Origin of the sequence: Flavobacterium sp. (assembly GCF_049318185.1) — a bacterium.
GTDB lineage: Bacteria > Bacteroidota > Bacteroidia > Flavobacteriales > Flavobacteriaceae > Flavobacterium.
The window spans coordinates 1-18,385 of sequence record NZ_JBMOGV010000044.1 but is presented as its reverse complement, the minus strand read 5'-3'; the positions used below and the strand labels follow the sequence as shown (position 1 = coordinate 18,385).

Here is an 18,385-nt window from a genome sequence, read left to right as displayed (position 1 = left end):
ATAAAATTACTATTACAGACCTTACCGGAAAAATTGTTGTAACACAAACTACAAACACCAATCAAGTTGAGGTGCAACAATTAACCAGCGGAATGTATATTATACAAGCCGTTTCTGGAGATTCCACGTTGGTTAGAAAGTTTATCAAGGAATAAATACTATACCGTTGGTTACAAATAGTTAACCAACCCTCTTCAACTACTCATAATAAACCCCTTCGTTTTAAAAAAAACGAAGGGGTTTTTGGTTTTGGGAATAGTTATTCCGCCACCTATAAATCCCTCCCAAAATTCTTAACTACTCAAAACACCAATTACTATAGCACCTTCCTACTCCCACTCTGGTCCTTTTATACTTGTTATTTTTTAACCTGTATTAATTCATTTTTTATTCTAGATTAAATAGAATTAGTTGACAATGCTATATTTTTAAAAAGTTTATTTCTTAAAAAAAGTGGTAAACATCAGAGGAGTAAATAACCTCGCTATTGGGGTTACCAACTCCAAATTAATGAAAAAACAGGGCAACCGAAAACTGTAACAAAGAGTAGGTGGGATAAAAAAAAATGAAATGAAAAAGACATTAAAAATAATTTCTACAGTTTCAATTATATTATTTGGCGTTTTATGGATTTTAAGTAAATTCGACTTCTTGAATGAATTTAATTCAATAGATATTAGACATATATTGGTTCTTATTTACTTGTTTACAAGTTTAAAATATTTTAAAATGGAGGTTAAAGATAAAAATGCAGAAATTCAAGATTTAAAATTAAAACTAAAAAACAAGATATGATAAATAAAGAAAGTTTAAAAGCCGGGCTAATTGGAGGTATTGGCGGTTTAGTGGTTTCCATGGTAATTAATTATTATATATTGCCCATGCCTGAAACGGTTTTTGCAAACGCATTAGGCAATGGCATTAGTGGTTTAATGAGTGGTTTTATGGGTGGTTTCCTTGCCATAAAAAAAACGAATAGCAAAAGAAAAAACGGAAACAGTTAGGATAAAACATGGCTTCGCAAAGTTTACTGACTTCGAGGTAACATAAAAAATAAGAAAAGGTTACAATGTGTATTAATAAAGATAGTAAGTTTACAATAGGCCGCAAAGGCGAGAGGATTTGCGGAGCTGGGGTTTTTAAAAGTCTGACGTTATGAGATAGTTTTAACGTAAGCAGTGAAAGACATTACAAATATATTTGTACTTTTGAATTGCTAAATCTTTGAGTTATGAATATTGAATTAAACATATTAAACAAAAAATTGGAATTAATCCAATGGCTTTCTACTATTGAAGACTCCACCATAATTGAGAAAATTATGGATTTGAGAAAAAAGGAAAGTAAAGATTGGTGGAATTCAATATCTGAAAGTGAAAAAGAATCCATTGAAAAAGGATTACTAGACGCAGATGCTGGTAAACTAAATCCTCACTCAAACGCCAGAAAGCTTTATGAAAAATGGCTATAAAATTCTTTGGACAGATTTTGCTCTTAAAGAATTAAAAAACACCATTGAATATTTAGAAGAAAATTGGACAGAGAAAGAGCTTCAAATTTTAACCTTAAATATTGAAGAAACTTTAAAATTGATTTCTCAAAATCCAGAATTATTTCAAGTTTCTGAAATTAAAAAGGATATTCGTCGAGCTATAATTTTATCTCACAATACAATGTATTATAGAGTTAAGAATAATCAAATTGAAATTATTTCTTTTTTCTCAAATAGACAAAATCCAAAAAAAAGAAAATTGAAATAAACTAAACCTCGATAGCGCGGATTTACTTCGTTAGTTCGCTGTGCTCGGGTGCAATCGAGCGAAGCGAAAGGACGAAGTAATGTATACTATTTGGTTGAAAATCATAGAAGAATACATTTTATTCAGTTTTGACGCTACTAATGTTCTATTTTTACGGCAAAGATTATCAATTTTTATATTTTCTATTTTAGATGAATACATTAATAAAAAAAGTGTTGCTGTATCTATTACCCTTATTTTTGGTATTTATCGCATTGGAATTATTTTATAGATTTGTTCCAAATGACTATTCTGTAAAGTATGCCACTTTACCAAAAAAATATGAAAACACAGAGGTTTTAATTTTTGGAAATTCTCACACTTTTTACGGTTTAAATCCCAAATATTTTGACAAACCAACTTATAATTTGGCTCATGTTAGTCAGACGCTTTATTTTGATAAAATTTTGTTTGATAATTACATAGACCATTTCAAAACTATCAAATGTGTTGTTTTGCACATAGAATATACCAGTTTGAGCGAAATAGTGGACACCGAAGAAAATAATTGGAGAAAATATTATTATCAAACTTACATGAATTTAGAAGTTCCATCAATTAAAAAATACGATTGTACAAAATATTTTTTATCCTCAACGAGAAGTTTTAATGCTACTGCTAAACTCGTTTTAAGATACTTAAATGACGGAACAATAGTCAATTGTGATGAAAATGGATTTGGTATAAACTATACAAAAGCAAAAAAAGCACCATTGCTAAAGAAAGATGCTTTACAAAGAGTAAAAAATATAGAAGACAATTTAATGAATTTTGATGATAATATAGTTAGGATTCAATCAATAATAGCTACTTGCAAAAAGAGAGGTATAAAGGTAGTAGTATTGAATATGCCTGTTTCAAGTTATTTTTCCGAAGGAGTCAATCAAGTTAAACTAAAAAAAATACAAGAAACTTGTAACAACATAGCTAAAAAAAATTATAATGTAAGTTATCTCAATTTATTCAAAGATAAACGATTCACAAATGAAGATTTTTTTGATGCTGACCATATGCACACAGACGGTGCAACTAAATGCTCAAAAGTTGTCAATAATTTCATTAACAAGGCATTAAATTAAACATAAAAATAAAGGCTTGTTCTAACAGGCTTTTGGTAAGATTGCGAATTTTGTAATAAATTCACATTTACGTTTCGCAAGAATTTTTATCTTAACCAAAACTTCGAAGCACAGGAAAAACCAAAACAAAACCATAGAACACTGAAAAACCAAAAGCCTGATTTATTTTTTTGCTAATGACACCCAACCAAATGCTAGCCAAACAATTAGAACTCACACACGAACAAACCTCCCCATTGTTTCGCATCATGTGGATACAAAATAGCAACGACCCACAACGCCGCCATTTTGAAAATAATATTTGTGCCTTTCATATCGGAAATGGCTATATCCTATCAGTGGCGCACAACTTAAAAGCAGAGGCTAAAATCTTTAAATCTATAGCGCAAAGCCTTTATGAAACAGCCATCCTGCCCTATTTAAACTCGGTACAAGCACAATTGTTTGAAACGTGTTTTCCGCTTGATGTTACTACTAATAAACGGTATTGGAATAGCTCAAATCCTAATGATTACCAACTGGTTGTAACTATTTTAAAGCAAATCAACTTTGATACGCGCTGGTTGACACTAATGGAAAATAATAGTTGTCAGCCCTATTTGATACTGCAATTCAAGGATAATATTTTTTATAATGATGCTGGCCTTTCAGCTCATTTCACTCCCAATACTGCTTTTGCGGAACCTGCCATCAACCGACATACTTTTTTAATAGAAGTAGCCTTGGTAGAAGCTTTTTATTCGGATGATATTGCGTTATATAAAATAATAAATACTCCACAAGCGGTGATAGATGCTATGCCAAGTATAGGTATTGATTATACCATTGAAAGCGATGAACAAAAACACTATTATTGTTTGCAAAGTTCGCCCACAAGCGAAGTAGGAAAACTACTGAACAAAGCCCAAATAGAAGGATTTACAGAGCATTTTAGTATTTTTCAAGAACCTATTGGCGGCAATTACACACTTGAAGGATTGCGCTATTTAATTAAAGGGTATTTTAGATTTGGTTCTTCGGGTGCGCCCTATTTGGTGTATAACAAGGCGAGTAATTGTTTTAAAGTCAATGCCATTCAAAGTGAAGCCTGCCCTATTCAGCTTTCTATTGATAACAAGCGCGAAGGTAATTTTCAGTACATAAATGCTATTGCAACGCCATTGAACAACATTAAAGAAAAACTAGAAGCATATCTTAAACACTAGCTAGTTCATTTATAGCAATAAAATTCTGTCTATAATCCAGTATAAAGCTACGCAACTGATAAGTGTGCAAAGCGGATACACCAATTTTTCTTTATACCAACTTTTGGCACCAAACCATTTGGCTAGATGTTAATATTAGTCTACCTAAATTTATTAATTTTACTTGGGAATAGAAAGTTTTTAAATACACCTAATAAAAAATAAAAACCTAGGTTACAATTTAAAATCTAAATATAAACATACGTAATTATATTTTTGTTTGATATTAGTAAACTAATAAAAAGGTTAAATTAACTTATAAAATCTATTTATTTAATACAAAATATTAGAAAAAAGGAAGTTCTTGATAAGAAAAGAATGATGCTTTTTTAAGTTAATTATTTCGTTTTTAAGTAAAATAAAAACTGTAATTTTGTGACGCAAAAAATAAAAACTACTTACAATTAATCACTAACAATACTATGAGTTCATTTGACGTTGTCATTATAGGTTCGGGTCCAGGCGGATATGTTTCAGCTATTCGTTGTGCTCAATTAGGTTTCAAAACGGCTATCATTGAAAAATATTCTACTTTAGGAGGTACTTGCCTAAATGTAGGTTGCATTCCTTCAAAAGCATTATTGGCTTCTTCCCATCATTATGAAGAACTACAACACTTTGCTGACCATGGTATAGAAGTTACTGGCGAAGTAAAAGTGAATTTAGAAAAAATGATTGCTCGTAAACAAGCAGTGGTTGACCAAACTAGTGGTGGGGTTAAATTTTTAATGGATAAAAATAATGTTACTGTTTATAATGGTTTGGGCTCATTTGTAGATGCAACACATGTAGCAATCGCTAAAGCCGATGGTACTTCAGAAACCATAGAAGGAAAAAACATTATTATAGCTACGGGTTCTAAACCTTCGAATTTGCCATTTATAAAACTAGATAAAGAAAGAATTATCACTTCTACAGAAGCCTTGAAATTGCCTGAAGTTCCTAAACATTTAGTAATTATTGGTGGAGGTGTTATTGGGATTGAATTAGGACAAGTCTATTTAAGATTGGGTGCACAAGTATCGGTAGTGGAATTCATGGACCGAATTATTCCTGGAATGGATTCTAGTTTGTCAAAAGAATTAACCAAAGTTTTCAAGAAACAAGGAATGAAATTCTATACCTCACATAAAGTGAAATCGGTAGTAAGAAAAGGAAATTCAGTAACTGTTGAAGCTGAAAATACAAAAGGAGAAACCATCAGTCTTGAAGGTGATTATGCCTTAGTATCGGTTGGTCGTCGTCCTTACACTGATGGATTGAACGCCGATAAAGCAGGAGTTACAATTACTGACCGAGGCATGGTAGAAGTAAACAACCATTTACAAACTAATATACCAAACATTTACGCCATTGGCGATGTAGTTCGTGGTGCCATGCTAGCTCATAAAGCAGAAGAAGAAGGTGTCATGGTAGCCGAAATTATAGCAGGTCAAAAACCACATATCGACTATAATTTAATACCAGGTGTAGTTTACACATGGCCAGAAGTTGCTGCAGTTGGTAAAACAGAAGAGCAATTAAAAGAAGCTGGTATTGCCTACAAAGCAGGAAGTTTTCCTTTCAAAGCCTTAGGAAGGGCGCGTGCTGGTGGAGATACAGATGGTTTTGTAAAAATACTAGCCGATGCAACAACAGATGAAGTATTAGGCGTTCACATGATTGGAGCCCGTTGTGCTGATTTAATTGCAGAAGCCGTAACCGCAATGGAATTTAGAGCATCAGCCGAAGATATTTCGAGAATGTCACATGCGCATCCAACTTTTGCTGAGGCTATTAAAGAAGCTGCCTTAGCTGCGACAGATAACAGAGCTTTGCACGTGTAAATTTACAAGCAATATACAACTAAAAAAGTCCTAATTAATTAGGACTTTTTTTATACTTTAAAGTATTTCTTTCGCAACCAAAAGGCAACATTTACCAAAATAATTAAAGCAGGAACCTCTACCAATGGTCCTATGACGCCAGCAAAAGCTTGTCCGCTATTGATCCCAAAAACACCTATCGAAACCGCTATGGCCAATTCAAAATTATTTCCCGAAGCTGTAAAGGACAAAGCAACCGCATCACGATAATTAGCGCCAATTTTCTTGGACACAAAAAACATCAAGAAAAACATAATGGAAAAAAATATAACTAGTGGAATGGCAATTCTCAAAACATCCATTGGTAAATCGACTATCATTTCGCCTTTTAAACTAAACATTACTACTATCGTAAAAAGCAAGGCAATCAAAGTGATTGGCGAAACAAACGGAATAAAAGATTGATTAAACCATTTATCACCAATAAATTTCTTAATCGAATAACGACTGATTACAGCCAGCACAAAAGGAATACCAAGGTAAATCCCAACAGTTTTGGCTATTTCGGCTATGGTGATATTTAACTCTAACCCTTTTATCCCATACAAAGGTAACATGATTTCTAAATAAAAATAAGCATACAAACTAAAAAAGAAAACCTGCAATAAGCTATTAATCCCAATTAATCCTGCAGTTAATTCTCTATTTCCTTCGGCCAATTCGTTCCATACAATCACCATAGCAATACAAGGTGCAATACCTATTATAATTAGTCCTGTCATATATTCTGGATTGTCTTTCAAAAAGAAAGTTGCCAATACAAACATTAAAAACGGACCCACAAGCCAAGTAATAATAAATGAAGCTGTTAGTAGTTTTGGCTTCTCAAACATTTTTGCAATTTTAGAAAAGTCAATTTTTATTAATGGCGGATACATCATCAAAATTAATCCTATTGCCAAAGGAACATTAGTTGTTCCTGATGAAAAAGAATTTATAAAATCATCTGCATTGGGAATAAAATAACCAATTCCCACACCTAGTAACATGGCAAGAAATATCCAAAGGGTTAAAAATCGGTCTAAAAATCCTAATCTTTTTTTCATACAATTACTTCTTTATTTTAGAGAAAACATAATACATCTCACTGGCTATTTCTATACTTCGCTCGGCATATTTGGCATTCATCAAATCGGTTCCGTCAAAAGCTTTGGGATCATCATAACGAATAGGGAAACGTTTTTCGGCACCAGCAATAAAAGGACAACCTTCATCGGCTGAGGAACACGTCATTATGGCTGCAAAACCTGACTTTGGATTGAATGTGTCATCAAAAGTTTTGGAAAAACAAATTACAGGATACTGATTTTCGGAAAACGTAATTGCATAAACAGGATTCGAGTTTTCAGACAGTTTTTGGATTTGAAATCCTTGTTTGGATAAAGTCTCGGCTACTTTTAGAAACATAGCGGTTGCTTCTGTTCCTCCCGAATAACAATAGACATTTTTAATATCAAAATGAAAAGCCAAAGCTTGTGACCAAATTTGTGATAAATGGCTTCTTCTGGAGTTGTGAGTGCAGATAAAGTTTAAACGAATTTCTAGTTGATTATCAACTTTATTCTGAATATAATCTATCAAAGGTTTTAATATTTCTTTGCGGTCGGATGAAACTGAAATTTTAGAGACAGTTCCAACAGTTTTTGACAATGGTTCAAACATAAAATAAATATTATTTTTAATTATTAAATTCAATTTTAACAACAACCTGAATTTGGTTCACAAGAGATGGCTTTTTCTCGCCACTCAGATCCCATCTTCAAACCATCAATTCCCGCTTCCACTTTTAACAACATTTTTTCTTTAGTTGGGTTGTAATAGCACCAAAATGACTAACAATTTTAGCAATAGTTTCTGGATTGATACAATAACAAATCGCTGTTCCTTCAATATTTCCCTTGATAATATTTGCATTTTTAAGTACTGCCAAATGCTGAGAAATAGTTGGCTGTGCTAATGGCAATTCATTAACTATATCACCACAAATACAACTATCTACAGTTAATAAATAATCTATAATTGCAATTCGTGCTGGATGTGATAATGCTTTAAAAATTGAAGCTATTTCGTTGTTTGCTATTGAAAACGATTCTGATTTTGAAGCCCCCATAACATCATATATTTGTATATTGCAATATTACGATAATAAAATATAATAAACCAAATTTTAGCAGTTAACTTTTTCCTTTAGCGATAAATCTAAAAATGATAAATAGGTAGACACAACTCCTAATTATTTTTACTACTTTTGACACTTAAAAAAATAATCAAATGGCAAATATTACATTAGGAGGAAATCCAATAAACACCAATGGTGAATTACCAAAAATAGGCTCAAAAGCGCCTGATTTTTCTTTAGTAAAAAACGATTTAAGTATTGCTACTTTAGCTGATTTTTCAGGTTCAAAGTTAGTTTTAAATATTTTTCCAAGTATTGACACTCCTACTTGCGCCACATCAGTTAGAACTTTTAATGCAAAAGCTAGTACTACAGCAAATACAAAAGTATTGTGTATTTCTCGTGATTTACCCTTTGCTCAAAAGCGTTTTTGTGGTACAGAAGGATTAGAAAATGTAGAAAATTTATCCGATTTCAAAACTGGCAATTTTGGTAAAGACTATGGTTTAGAAATAACTGATAGTGTATTGGCAGGATTACATTCTAGAGTAGTACTTGTTATAGATGAAAACGGAATGGTGAAATATGCAGAACAAGTTCCAGAAATAGCTGATGAACCAAATTACGAGTTGGCTTTAGCAGCGCTTTAATTAACTATCCATGGAATTTGAAAAAGACAACTCCTTTTTATCTGGAAGATTAAAAAGCGTAGGTTTTTCAATCAAAGGAGCCTACAAACTTGTCACTACCGAACATAGTGTTATGGTGCAATCTTCTATAGCAGTAGTAATGATTATTGCTGGTTTTGTATTACATATTTCTAGGGAAGAATGGATGATGCAAATCCTAGCATTTGGATTAGTGCTTAGTGTTGAAAGCTTAAATACCGCTGTTGAAAAAGTAGCTGACTTTATACATCCTGAATTTCATGAAAAAATTGGATTTATTAAAGATATTGCAGCCGGTGCTGTAATGTTTGCAGCAGTAGCAGCCATAGCTGTAGGATTATTGATTTATGTTCCTAAATTTTTATAAACTTTCGATTTTAATATCAATTATAACTAAACAATGGCAAAAACAGTAAAAAAAGAAACTAAAGAAAAGGAAAAAGATCCCAATCTAGAGCTGAAAATACTGAAGACTAAAAAACAATATCGAATGTTATTTGGTTTCCTATTAGTCCTACTATCCATTGCATTTCTAGTTTCTTTTATTTCTTTCTTTGTGTCGGGTCAAGCAGACCAAAGTGCCGTAGATTCATTTACGGATAGAAATGAAACCGTTGACAATTGGTTAGGAAAATTTGGAGCTTACATAGCCGATTTATTTATTTATCGCGGTTTTGGAGTGGCTTCCTTTCTTTTTGTAAAGCTCTTCTTTTTGAGTGGTATTTTTTTGGTGTTAGATTTACCCATCCAGAAACTTAAAAATACTTGGTTTTGGGATTTGTTTTCAATCGTTGTCTTATCTATACTATTTGGATTTTTTGCTACTACTATACCAGAACTCGGTGGAACAGTTGGTTATGAAATGAATCAATTCCTGCAAGACTACATTGGGAAAACAGGTACCTTTTTAGGAATTATTTTTACCCTACTGGTTTACATTATTTTTAAAATAAAAGTATCTCCTGATGCCATTAAATCATTCTTTGAAAAGAAACACAAAGATATCAAAGAAGATTTAAACACTATTACAGGAATTAAAGAAACTACAGATTATAATTTAGAAGAATATGCTATAGAAGAGGAAGAAGACTCGAGCGAAAGCGAACTGGCGAAGCAATTAGAGGAACCTACATTGAAAACTTCTCAATTTGAAATCAATAAAGAGTCATTAAAGCCTACTATTGAACATGCTTCCGAAATTAATTTGGAACCAACTATTATATCCGTTACTCCTACCCCACAACCTGAAACAAGCAAAAGCGAACTGGCGAAGGAAATCATTATAACAAATGATGAAGCTTTTGTTATTGAAAAAGCAGCAGATGAAGATATTATGGAAGAAAATCTTGCTGCTAAATTAGTGGAAGATTTTGGTTTATTTGACCCCACCTTAGAATTGTCAAATTACAAATTCCCTACTATCGATTTACTAAAAGAATACTCATCAGTAGGTATAACTATCAATCAGGAAGAGTTAGAAGAAAACAAAAATAAAATTGTAGAAACCTTAAAAAACTACAAAATAGATATTGCACAAATTAAAGCTACTGTCGGACCATCGGTAACGCTATATGAAATTGTTCCAGAAGCGGGTATTCGTATTTCTAAAATAAAGAGTTTAGAAGATGATATAGCACTTTCACTTGCTGCCCTAGGCATTCGTATCATTGCTCCTATCCCAGGAAAAGGAACCATCGGTATTGAAGTGCCCAACAAAAATCCTACTATGGTGCCAATGAAGACGGTGATAGCGTCTGCTAAATTCCAAGAAGCAGAGATGGAATTGCCAATTGCACTAGGCAAAACCATTTCCAATGAAACTTTTGTTGTAGACTTAGCTAAAATGCCTCACCTTTTAATGGCAGGAGCCACAGGACAAGGAAAATCCGTAGGACTAAATGCCGTATTAACTTCCTTATTATACAAAAAACATCCGGCAGAAGTAAAATTTGTATTGGTTGACCCAAAGAAAGTAGAACTTACACTATTCAACAAAATAGAACGCCATTACTTAGCTAAACTTCCAGATACCGAGGATGCTATTATAACCGACAACAATAAAGTAATCAATACACTAAACTCGCTTTGTTTAGAAATGGACAATCGCTATTCGTTATTGAAAGACGCTATGGTTCGTAATATCAAAGAATATAACGATAAGTTCAAAACACGTAAATTGAATCCTGAGAACGGTCACCGATTCTTACCCTATATTGTCTTGGTTGTAGACGAGTTTGCTGATTTAATTATGACTGCCGGTAAAGAAGTAGAAACACCTATTGCACGTTTAGCTCAGTTAGCCCGTGCTATTGGTATTCATTTAATCATTGCCACACAACGTCCTTCTGTTAATGTAATTACAGGAATGATCAAAGCCAACTTCCCAGCACGAATAGCTTTTAGAGTAACCTCTAAAATAGATTCTAGAACTATATTAGACTCTGGAGGTGCCGACCAATTGATAGGTCGAGGAGATTTATTATACTCTAACGGAAATGATTTAGTACGCGTACAATGTGCTTTTGTTGATACACCAGAAGTAGAAAAAATTGTTGATTATATTGGTTCTCAAAAAGCCTATGCTAGCGCCTATTTATTACCTGAATATATTGGAGAAGACGGTAGCAGCGTAAACTTAGAATTTGATATATCGGAAAGAGACAGCATGTTTAGGGAAGCTGCTGAAATAATTGTAACTGCCCAACAAGGTTCGGCATCATTATTGCAAAGAAAGTTGAAACTGGGGTACAACCGTGCTGGTCGATTGATTGACCAATTAGAAGCAGCAGGGATTGTAGGTCCGTTTGAAGGAAGTAAAGCGCGTAGTGTCAACATTACTGATTTAACTTCATTAGAACAATTTTTAAACAATGAACAAAATAATGAATAAAATGATTAAAATGATATCTACGGTTTTATTGGTGCTTGTAAGTTTTACTAATCATGCTCAAGACAAAAAAGCTAAAGATATGCTAGATCAAGTTACGGCAAAAATCAAATCTTTTAGTAATATTTCAGTAGATTTCAAGTATACCCTTTATAATGCAAAAGAGAATATTAATAAAGAAAGTAAAGGCAACGTAATATTAGAAAGTAACAAATATATACTCAATTTCCTAGGCGTTACAAAAATATTTGATGGAAAAAAAAGTTATACTATTGTTCCTGAAGATGAAGAAGTAACCATATCCAGTATCAACGAAAAAGATGATACTACTATTACTCCTTCAAAAATGTTAACATTTTTCAATAGTGGCTACAAATTTTCATGGGATATATTACAAGATGTCAAAGGGAGAAAAATACAATATATAAAATTAATCCCAACAAGCTCAAAAGATGCACGTAAAGAAATATTATTAGGTATTGACTCCCAAACCAAAAACATATATACAATAATTGAAATGGGAAAAAATGGTACTAAAACCACACTTACTGTTAATTCTTTCAAAACCAATCAACCTTTGTCAAAAAATCAGTTTACCTTTGTGTCGAGTAGATACCCTAATTACTACATCAACAAAATAGATTAACCTCGAGGTGAAAATACTTGACAAGTACTTATTAAAATCTTTCCTCACTACATTTACTTCGGTATTTGTAATTCTTTTTTTCATATTCGTATTGCAAGTCGTTTGGCTATTTATCTCTGAATTGGCAGGGAAAGATTTAGATATCTATATGATTATTAAGTTCTTGTTATTTAAAATGCCAAGTGTTATTCCATTAGTATTACCCCTTTCCGTAGTATTAGCTTCTATTATGACCTTTGGTAGTTTTGCAGAAAACTATGAATTTGCAGCTATGAAATCTGCTGGGATTTCATTAAAAAGAACCATGCGAAGTCTTACCCTTTTCATTCTTTTTTTAAGTCTTATTACTTTCATTTTTGCAAATAATGTTATTCCTTATGCCGAATATAAATTTATAAACTTCAGAAGAAACATTGCACAAGTAAAACCAGCTATGGCTATTGCCGAAGGACAGTTTAGTGATGTTGGTGCCTACAATATCAAGGTTGAGAAAAAATCAGGTAAAAATGGCAAATATTTAAGTCAGGTTACCATTCACAAAAAGTCGATATTAGGCTCAGGAAGCAATACAGTAATCAAAGCCAAAAAAGGAGAATTAGTTAGTAGCGAAAATTCAAATGTTTTGAAATTGGTTCTGAATGATGGAAATTATTATGAAGATATTATTCCTGCCAAGTATGAAGATCGCATGAAGTTACCTTTTGCCAAGAGTGAATTCAAACGTTATGTGATTAATATCGATTTATCTAAATTGAATAGTGCCGATATGAATGACGAGCAAATTACTAATACCAATACCATGCTGACCGTTGGCGAATTAAAATACACGCTTGACTCCTTACAAAAAAACTATAAGAAAGACTTAATCTCAATAAGTGAAAACATTAACCAACGTGGTATTACCAACTATTTAGGAAACACAACAAATGCTGACTCTCCAACATTGAACATGAATAATCTGCTTCAAGGTTTTTCTGAAACAAGCAAAACTCAAATAATTAGAATAGCCAATAGTAATATAGATGGCACTATATTTTCTTTAGAAAGTTCTCGATTTGAGATAGAAGAGAAACAAAAGAACATCAACCTACATTGGATTGCACTATTTGATAAATTTGTGATTACCTTTTCCTGTTTTTTAATGTTCTTTATTGGTGCACCATTAGGAGCTATTATTCGCAAAGGAGGTTTAGGATTGCCCATAGTTTTTGCTATTTTAATTTTTATTATTTTTCATTTCATTAACACTTTTGGAAAAAAAGTAGCACAAGAAGGTGGGATTTCTCCTTTCTTAGGATGTTGGATGTCTACAATGGTTTTAGCCCCATTAGCAATTATTTTGACCAAAAGAGCCACAGATGACAAAGGTTTTAGTATCAACTTTGATTGGCTAACCAATATTTTTAATAATATTTTCCCTTCAAATGAAGAACAACAAGTAAGATTGCAAACTGTAACAACAAATTTTGTTACGGAGTTGAAAATAGAAGATAGAAATGCTTATATCGAAACAGATTCTTCTAGCAAAACCAATAAATATAAAACCTCTGAACCACCAAGTAAGAAAAACCAAAACATATTCATAGCTCAAATAGCTCAACAATACAACCTATATAGTTTACTAGCTTTGCTATCTAATATTGGCTTGCTTTTCGTTTCCTATTTCGGAATACCTGAGACTTTATTGTTAAAAATTATCACAGTGGTTATAGCTCTAATTTTCTTTTTTACAGTATGGAAATCACAACAATTACTGAAAACCATAACTGAATATAATGGCAAAACTATTGAAATACCTCTATTTATTATTGTGACTGGAGGGTTTCCCTTCTATTTCTTGTTTTATATTTTTAATAGAATTTATGTTAACCAATTAGACAAATCACCAAACACAAAAGTGTAATGGATATAGAAAAAATAAAACTCAATACAATTGAAGAAGCTATAGAAGACATTCGACAAGGAAAAGTCATCATAGTGGTTGACGATGAAGATCGTGAAAACGAAGGAGATTTTTTGGCCGCAGCCGAAAAAGTAACTCCAGAAATGATTAACTTCATGGCTACCCATGGTAGAGGTTTAATTTGTGCACCCCTTACAGAACGTAGATGCAATGAATTAGAGCTTCATTCCATGGTTAAAAATAACACGGACCACATGGAAACTGCCTTTACAGTTTCAGTAGACTTAAAAGGTCACGGAGTTACTACAGGAATTTCGGCAGCTGATAGAGCTAAGACTATTTTAGCATTGGTCAATGAAGACACCAAACCATTTGATTTGGCGCGTCCTGGACACATTTTTCCGCTTACAGCCAAGCAAGGTGGTGTTTTGCGTAGAACAGGACATACAGAAGCCGCTATTGACTTTGCAAGATTGGCTGGTTTTAAATCGGCTGGAGTTATTGTAGAGATTATGAACGAAGATGGTAGCATGGCTCGCCTACCTCAACTGGTGGAAGTAGCTAAAAAATTTAATTTGAAACTAGTTTCCATTGAAGACCTAGTGGCGTACAGAATGCAACATGATAGTTTGATTAACAAGAAAGAAGATTTCGAAATACAGACTCGTTTTGGTAAATTCCGTTTAAGAGCTTATCAACAAACTACCAACAAGCAAATACATATAGCCCTAACACTTGGCAGCTGGAATACTGGCGAACCCATTTTAACACGTATCAACTCTACACAAGCCAATAACGACATCTTGAATACACTAACCAATGATGTAGATAAAAAGCTAGAAGATATGTTTAAACGCATTGCAGGAGAAGGTAAAGGAGCAATTTTATTTATCAATCAAGAAGTGGACTCCTCAGATTTATTAAATCGTTTAACCGAGTTGAAACAATTACAAACCGAAGGCATCCTAAAAGCACCACAAATTAAAATGGATGTAAAAGATTTTGGTATCGGAGCACAAATATTACACGATATTGATATTGCCAAAATTAAATTAATTTCTAATACTACCCAATTCAAGCGAGTCGGAATGATTGGTTATGGTTTGGAAATTACAGAATATGTAGCCTATTAAAAGAAAAAATATCTTTTCACGAGTGTTAATTCACAGATGATGAAAGAAATAGCCCCAAGAAGAAAAAAATATGTTTATTTTTTAGACTAAATCTTTTTGCCAAATGAAAAAGGTTGTTATATTTGCAACCGCATTACGCAAGTAGGCATCGACTTATTGGAGAAATGGCAGAGTGGTCGATTGCGGCAGTCTTGAAAACTGTTGACTGTAACAGGTCCGGGGGTTCGAATCCCTCTTTCTCCGCTGAAAGCATGTTTCAAAAGAAACATAAAATTTCAAAAACCCTTTAAACATCAGTGTTTAGAGGGTTTTTAATTTTTCGGGTTGTGTCAAAAAACACATAGAAACGCAAAGTTTAGTTACCCTATAGGTACACCTAGCTAGGTTCCGGAGTTTTAGGGTAACTAATTCTCCGAGAATTCTCCGAGAATCACTAACGATTTACTTTTTTTTAAGTCAATTTGTCTAACCTATTACTTAAAAATTATGTTAAAAATCATTTATTACTTAAAGTCTGAAAAGGAAAACCAGTATGGTGAATGTCCTATTTATGCCAAAATAAACATAGGCAAAAAAGCAACTACAATTAGCACTGGAAAAACTATTAAACAAGAAAGATGGATTGAAACTAATCGATTGAGAAGTCTCTTAAGGAACAATCGTGAAAAAGTCATCAAAGAATATTTGGAACTCTTTTTATTGAAAGCAGAGCGATTCTATAATGAAGAATATAAAATGGGAAATATAATAACACTTGATGAACTTAAAAGTCATCTTAAGGGAATAGAACCTGTAAGCGAAGCCACTTATCTTATTGATTTATTTAATTTCCATAATTCCCATTTTCTTAAATTAGTTCAAATTAATGAAAGGTCTAAGGCATCGTATCAAAAATATGAACGTTCAAAAGAATTAATACAAATATTTATTAAGAAAAAATATGGTGTTAATGATATTGATGTAAAAGAGATAAGCTCCTCTTTCATCTATAATTTGGAATCATTCTTAAAATTTGAAAGTATATATAAAGGGGTTGTAGGTATACAAAACAATTCTGTTGTAAAATACTTTAAAAATTTCAAAACAGTATGCAATTATGCCATGAAGATGGATTTGATTGAAAGAAATCCATTTAAAAAATACGATGGAAAACTAAATGTCACTGAAGTAACTTTTTTAACTGAAGAGGAGTTACATAGAATTGAATCCAAAACATTTGCCATTGAGAGATTAGAAAAAGTAAAAGACATTTTTTTATTTAGCTGCTACACAGGATATGCACCAGTTGATGCACAGAAACTTACTCAAGACAATATTGTTATGGATAGTAATAAAGAGCTCTGGATTAAAACTGAGCGTCAAAAAACTAAAACCAAAGCTAATGTACCAGTATTACCGCAAACACTAAAGATAATACAGAAATACCAATATTCTGAAAAAGGCTTGATACCAAAATTATCAAATCAGAAGATGAATGCCTATCTCAAGGAAATAGCAGATATAATTGGGCTGAATAAAAAACTAAATTGGTATTCAAGTCGCCACACTTTCGCAACCACAGTTACATTAGGAAATGGAATTAAAATTGAAAACGTGTCTGCAATGCTTGGGCATACCACAATAAAACAAACTCAACATTATGCCAAAATATTAGACAGTAACGTAATGGATGATATGCAAAAATTAAAACAAAAATATCTAGATAAACAATAAATTAAATTATTTTAGTAAAAAAAAGACCATATGAAAACTTCAAAAGATTACATACAAGAAATAAAAAACTACTGCGATTTCAATATTGAATATGATACAACAAATAAAATATATAAATTCAACACCAGCTCTGTTGATGAAATTAATGTTACGAATTTTGAAACTGAAGCAAATATTCTAAAATATTCCCTACTTACGTTTCTAAAAAAAGTAGAGAAAAAAGCAGAATTTTTACATGCTGTGTTAAAAGAATTAAAAACAAATTTAGATTGGTATAATGACGAAAAAATTAGGAGTTTTTCAAACTTTTATTCTATTAATAAATTGACTGTAAATACTGTTAATGAAACCACTAAAAGTAATCCAAGATATTCTATAGATTTTATTAGAGAATTCAATGGTGAAATAAATGATAAGTATGATGGAATCTTTTATTATCTGATATTAAATAAATCCATTACTCAAAACTACAAGGATGCACTTGATTTTGAAAGGGCAAAACTACATTACATTATTGTAAAGTATTTTGATTCCCTTTTTAACTTGCAAGATACTTTGATTTCAATAGTTGAAGACTTTAAATATTACGGAATTGTGAATTTCGATCCAGCTGAAGTAATTGATAATGTAACAAGGTGCAATAGTAAATTAGGAAAATTCCAAACCGCTTATTTATTTAAAATTTTGTTTGACAACAAGTTATTTTACTACGACCAGATCGATTCTGATAATAATGAAAAATTGATGATTCAATTTCTCAATAAGAATTTTACATATACCAGAAGAGACAAAAAATTGGAAGATATAAAGAATGTAAATAAGGAGCTTGATATGACAGATTTAGTGAAGGATGAAGACACTTTGAAAAAAATGAAAAAAGTACTACTAGAACTCCAGTCAATAATCAATACCGAATCAACTAAACTAGACTAATTTCTCCGAGAATTACCCGAAATTCTTTCTGTTAGTCATTGATATTTTTTTTCTTGCGTCCATAATTTATATTTATGGACTCAACTGAAATTTCAATTCCATCTGTTCGCAGTATACAATTACTGCTAGATCCAATTTATAGCCGTTTAGAGGCTATTGATAATCGCATAAAACAATCCTATCAAAAGTCAAATCAACCTTCAGTGAAGTATTACCGCAACAACGACTTAAAGAGGTTGTTCGGTCTGTCTAACAACACGATTATTAAATACCGCGAAACAGGGATACTTCCATATACCAAATTGGGAGATATTTACTTGTATGATGTACGGGAGTTGGACAAAATTCTAACACTTAATAGAGTATCATTATGAAACGAGATAAAAATCTAATAAA

General features: G+C 32.2%; 18 protein-coding genes, 1 tRNA gene and 1 pseudogene. 17 read left to right on the top strand and 3 right to left on the bottom strand.

From position 1 onward, the window contains the following. The first annotated feature begins 5 nt into the window (after positions 1–5). The 8 genes from ACOYLT_RS05915 to lpdA all read left to right on the top strand — a co-directional run bounded on the left by ACOYLT_RS05915 (position 6) and on the right by lpdA (position 5,948). On the top strand, positions 6–155 hold the full coding sequence (locus ACOYLT_RS05915) for a T9SS type A sorting domain-containing protein (protein WP_422852938.1): 150 nt from the start codon (positions 6–8) through the stop codon (positions 153–155). Between the two features lie 415 nt (positions 156–570). Then, positions 571–795: a hypothetical protein gene (locus ACOYLT_RS05910; RefSeq protein ID WP_422852936.1), complete on the top strand. Its 225-nt coding sequence runs from the start codon at positions 571–573 to the stop codon at positions 793–795. Then, the gene (locus ACOYLT_RS05905) at positions 792–1,004 is read left to right on the top strand and encodes a hypothetical protein (RefSeq protein WP_422852935.1); all 213 of its coding nucleotides are present in this window, start codon (positions 792–794) and stop codon (positions 1,002–1,004) included. The genes ACOYLT_RS05910 and ACOYLT_RS05905 overlap by 4 nt, the downstream gene beginning before the upstream one ends. Positions 1,005–1,231: 227 nt before the next feature. Then, the gene (locus ACOYLT_RS05900; protein WP_422852934.1) at positions 1,232–1,471 is read left to right on the top strand and encodes a hypothetical protein; all 240 of its coding nucleotides are present in this window, start codon (positions 1,232–1,234) and stop codon (positions 1,469–1,471) included. Next, a complete protein-coding gene (locus tag ACOYLT_RS05895; RefSeq protein WP_422852933.1) occupies positions 1,455–1,760 on the top strand; it encodes a type II toxin-antitoxin system RelE/ParE family toxin in 306 nt (101 codons plus the stop codon). Before ACOYLT_RS05900 ends, ACOYLT_RS05895 begins: the two co-directional genes overlap by 17 nt. A 191-nt stretch (positions 1,761–1,951) precedes the next feature. Next, positions 1,952–2,878, top strand: a complete 927-nt coding sequence (locus ACOYLT_RS05890; RefSeq protein ID WP_422852932.1) for a hypothetical protein — start codon at positions 1,952–1,954, stop codon at positions 2,876–2,878. Positions 2,879–3,069: 191 nt separating this feature from the next. Next, the gene (locus ACOYLT_RS05885) at positions 3,070–4,083 is read left to right on the top strand and encodes a hypothetical protein (protein ID WP_422852931.1); all 1,014 of its coding nucleotides are present in this window, start codon (positions 3,070–3,072) and stop codon (positions 4,081–4,083) included. A 461-nt stretch (positions 4,084–4,544) separates the two neighbouring features. Next, positions 4,545–5,948, top strand: a complete 1,404-nt coding sequence (lpdA, locus tag ACOYLT_RS05880; protein WP_422852930.1) for a dihydrolipoyl dehydrogenase — start codon at positions 4,545–4,547, stop codon at positions 5,946–5,948. A 50-nt stretch (positions 5,949–5,998) separates the two neighbouring features. On the opposite strand, the gene arsB is transcribed toward lpdA, so the two are convergent. The 3 genes from arsB to ACOYLT_RS05865 all read right to left on the bottom strand — a co-directional run bounded on the left by arsB (position 5,999) and on the right by ACOYLT_RS05865 (position 8,097). Continuing rightward, a complete protein-coding gene (gene arsB, locus ACOYLT_RS05875) occupies positions 5,999–7,033 on the bottom strand; it encodes an ACR3 family arsenite efflux transporter (protein ID WP_422852929.1) in 1,035 nt (344 codons plus the stop codon). A gap of 4 nt (positions 7,034–7,037) precedes the next feature. Next, positions 7,038–7,649, bottom strand: a complete 612-nt coding sequence (locus ACOYLT_RS05870; RefSeq protein ID WP_422852928.1) for a low molecular weight phosphatase family protein — start codon at positions 7,647–7,649, stop codon at positions 7,038–7,040. Between the two features lie 124 nt (positions 7,650–7,773). Continuing rightward, positions 7,774–8,097, bottom strand: a complete 324-nt coding sequence (locus ACOYLT_RS05865; RefSeq protein ID WP_422852927.1) for an ArsR/SmtB family transcription factor — start codon at positions 8,095–8,097, stop codon at positions 7,774–7,776. Between the two features lie 161 nt (positions 8,098–8,258). On the opposite strand from ACOYLT_RS05865, the gene tpx reads away from it, so the two are divergent. The 9 genes and pseudogenes from tpx to ACOYLT_RS05820 all read left to right on the top strand — a co-directional run bounded on the left by tpx (position 8,259) and on the right by ACOYLT_RS05820 (position 17,989). Next, a complete protein-coding gene (gene tpx, locus ACOYLT_RS05860) occupies positions 8,259–8,756 on the top strand; it encodes a thiol peroxidase (RefSeq protein ID WP_422852926.1) in 498 nt (165 codons plus the stop codon). 10 nt (positions 8,757–8,766) lie between these two features. After that, positions 8,767–9,141 (top strand): diacylglycerol kinase, encoded by a 375-nt coding sequence (locus tag ACOYLT_RS05855; RefSeq protein WP_422852925.1) that lies wholly within the window; start codon positions 8,767–8,769, stop codon positions 9,139–9,141. A gap of 123 nt (positions 9,142–9,264) precedes the next feature. Further along, the gene (locus tag ACOYLT_RS05850) at positions 9,265–11,664 is read left to right on the top strand and encodes a DNA translocase FtsK (protein WP_422852937.1); all 2,400 of its coding nucleotides are present in this window, start codon (positions 9,265–9,267) and stop codon (positions 11,662–11,664) included. Between the two features lies 1 nt (position 11,665). Beyond that, positions 11,666–12,307: a LolA family protein gene (locus tag ACOYLT_RS05845; RefSeq protein WP_422852924.1), complete on the top strand. Its 642-nt coding sequence runs from the start codon at positions 11,666–11,668 to the stop codon at positions 12,305–12,307. Between the two features lie 7 nt (positions 12,308–12,314). Beyond that, positions 12,315–13,736, top strand: a pseudogene (locus ACOYLT_RS05840) (LptF/LptG family permease); the annotation flags it as partial. A 473-nt stretch (positions 13,737–14,209) separates the two neighbouring features. Further along, complete coding sequence (ribB, locus tag ACOYLT_RS05835; protein WP_422852923.1) at positions 14,210–15,343, top strand: 3,4-dihydroxy-2-butanone-4-phosphate synthase; 1,134 nt, start codon at positions 14,210–14,212, stop codon at positions 15,341–15,343. Between the two features lie 158 nt (positions 15,344–15,501). After that, positions 15,502–15,586: transfer RNA gene (locus ACOYLT_RS05830), tRNA-Ser, on the top strand. 243 nt (positions 15,587–15,829) lie between these two features. Beyond that, on the top strand, positions 15,830–17,056 hold the full coding sequence (locus ACOYLT_RS05825; protein ID WP_422852922.1) for a site-specific integrase: 1,227 nt from the start codon (positions 15,830–15,832) through the stop codon (positions 17,054–17,056). A 30-nt stretch (positions 17,057–17,086) separates the two neighbouring features. Continuing rightward, the gene (locus ACOYLT_RS05820; protein WP_422852921.1) at positions 17,087–17,989 is read left to right on the top strand and encodes a hypothetical protein; all 903 of its coding nucleotides are present in this window, start codon (positions 17,087–17,089) and stop codon (positions 17,987–17,989) included. Positions 17,990–18,385: the final 396 nt, after the last annotated feature.

Bases quoted from the DNA above. Each gene is read 5' to 3' on its own strand.
- ACOYLT_RS05855 (WP_422852925.1), top strand. From the start codon at position 8,767: ATGGAATTTGAAAAAGACAACTCCTTTTTATCTGGAAGATTAAAAAGC.
- ACOYLT_RS05820 (WP_422852921.1), top strand. From the start codon at position 17,087: ATGAAAACTTCAAAAGATTACATACAAGAAATAAAAAACTACTGCGAT.
- ACOYLT_RS05850 (WP_422852937.1), top strand. From the start codon at position 9,265: ATGTTATTTGGTTTCCTATTAGTCCTACTATCCATTGCATTTCTAGTT.
- ACOYLT_RS05825 (WP_422852922.1), top strand. From the start codon at position 15,830: ATGTTAAAAATCATTTATTACTTAAAGTCTGAAAAGGAAAACCAGTAT.
- ACOYLT_RS05895 (WP_422852933.1), top strand. From the start codon at position 1,455: ATGAAAAATGGCTATAAAATTCTTTGGACAGATTTTGCTCTTAAAGAA.
- ACOYLT_RS05890 (WP_422852932.1), top strand. From the start codon at position 1,952: ATGAATACATTAATAAAAAAAGTGTTGCTGTATCTATTACCCTTATTT.
- ACOYLT_RS05845 (WP_422852924.1), top strand. From the start codon at position 11,666: ATGATTAAAATGATATCTACGGTTTTATTGGTGCTTGTAAGTTTTACT.
- ACOYLT_RS05865 (WP_422852927.1), bottom strand. From the start codon at position 8,097: ATGGGGGCTTCAAAATCAGAATCGTTTTCAATAGCAAACAACGAAATA.
- ACOYLT_RS05870 (WP_422852928.1), bottom strand. From the start codon at position 7,649: ATGTTTGAACCATTGTCAAAAACTGTTGGAACTGTCTCTAAAATTTCA.
- tpx (WP_422852926.1), top strand. From the start codon at position 8,259: ATGGCAAATATTACATTAGGAGGAAATCCAATAAACACCAATGGTGAA.
- ribB (WP_422852923.1), top strand. From the start codon at position 14,210: ATGGATATAGAAAAAATAAAACTCAATACAATTGAAGAAGCTATAGAA.
- ACOYLT_RS05910 (WP_422852936.1), top strand. From the start codon at position 571: ATGAAAAAGACATTAAAAATAATTTCTACAGTTTCAATTATATTATTT.
- ACOYLT_RS05905 (WP_422852935.1), top strand. From the start codon at position 792: ATGATAAATAAAGAAAGTTTAAAAGCCGGGCTAATTGGAGGTATTGGC.
- ACOYLT_RS05900 (WP_422852934.1), top strand. From the start codon at position 1,232: ATGAATATTGAATTAAACATATTAAACAAAAAATTGGAATTAATCCAA.
- ACOYLT_RS05885 (WP_422852931.1), top strand. From the start codon at position 3,070: ATGCTAGCCAAACAATTAGAACTCACACACGAACAAACCTCCCCATTG.
- lpdA (WP_422852930.1), top strand. From the start codon at position 4,545: ATGAGTTCATTTGACGTTGTCATTATAGGTTCGGGTCCAGGCGGATAT.
- arsB (WP_422852929.1), bottom strand. From the start codon at position 7,033: ATGAAAAAAAGATTAGGATTTTTAGACCGATTTTTAACCCTTTGGATA.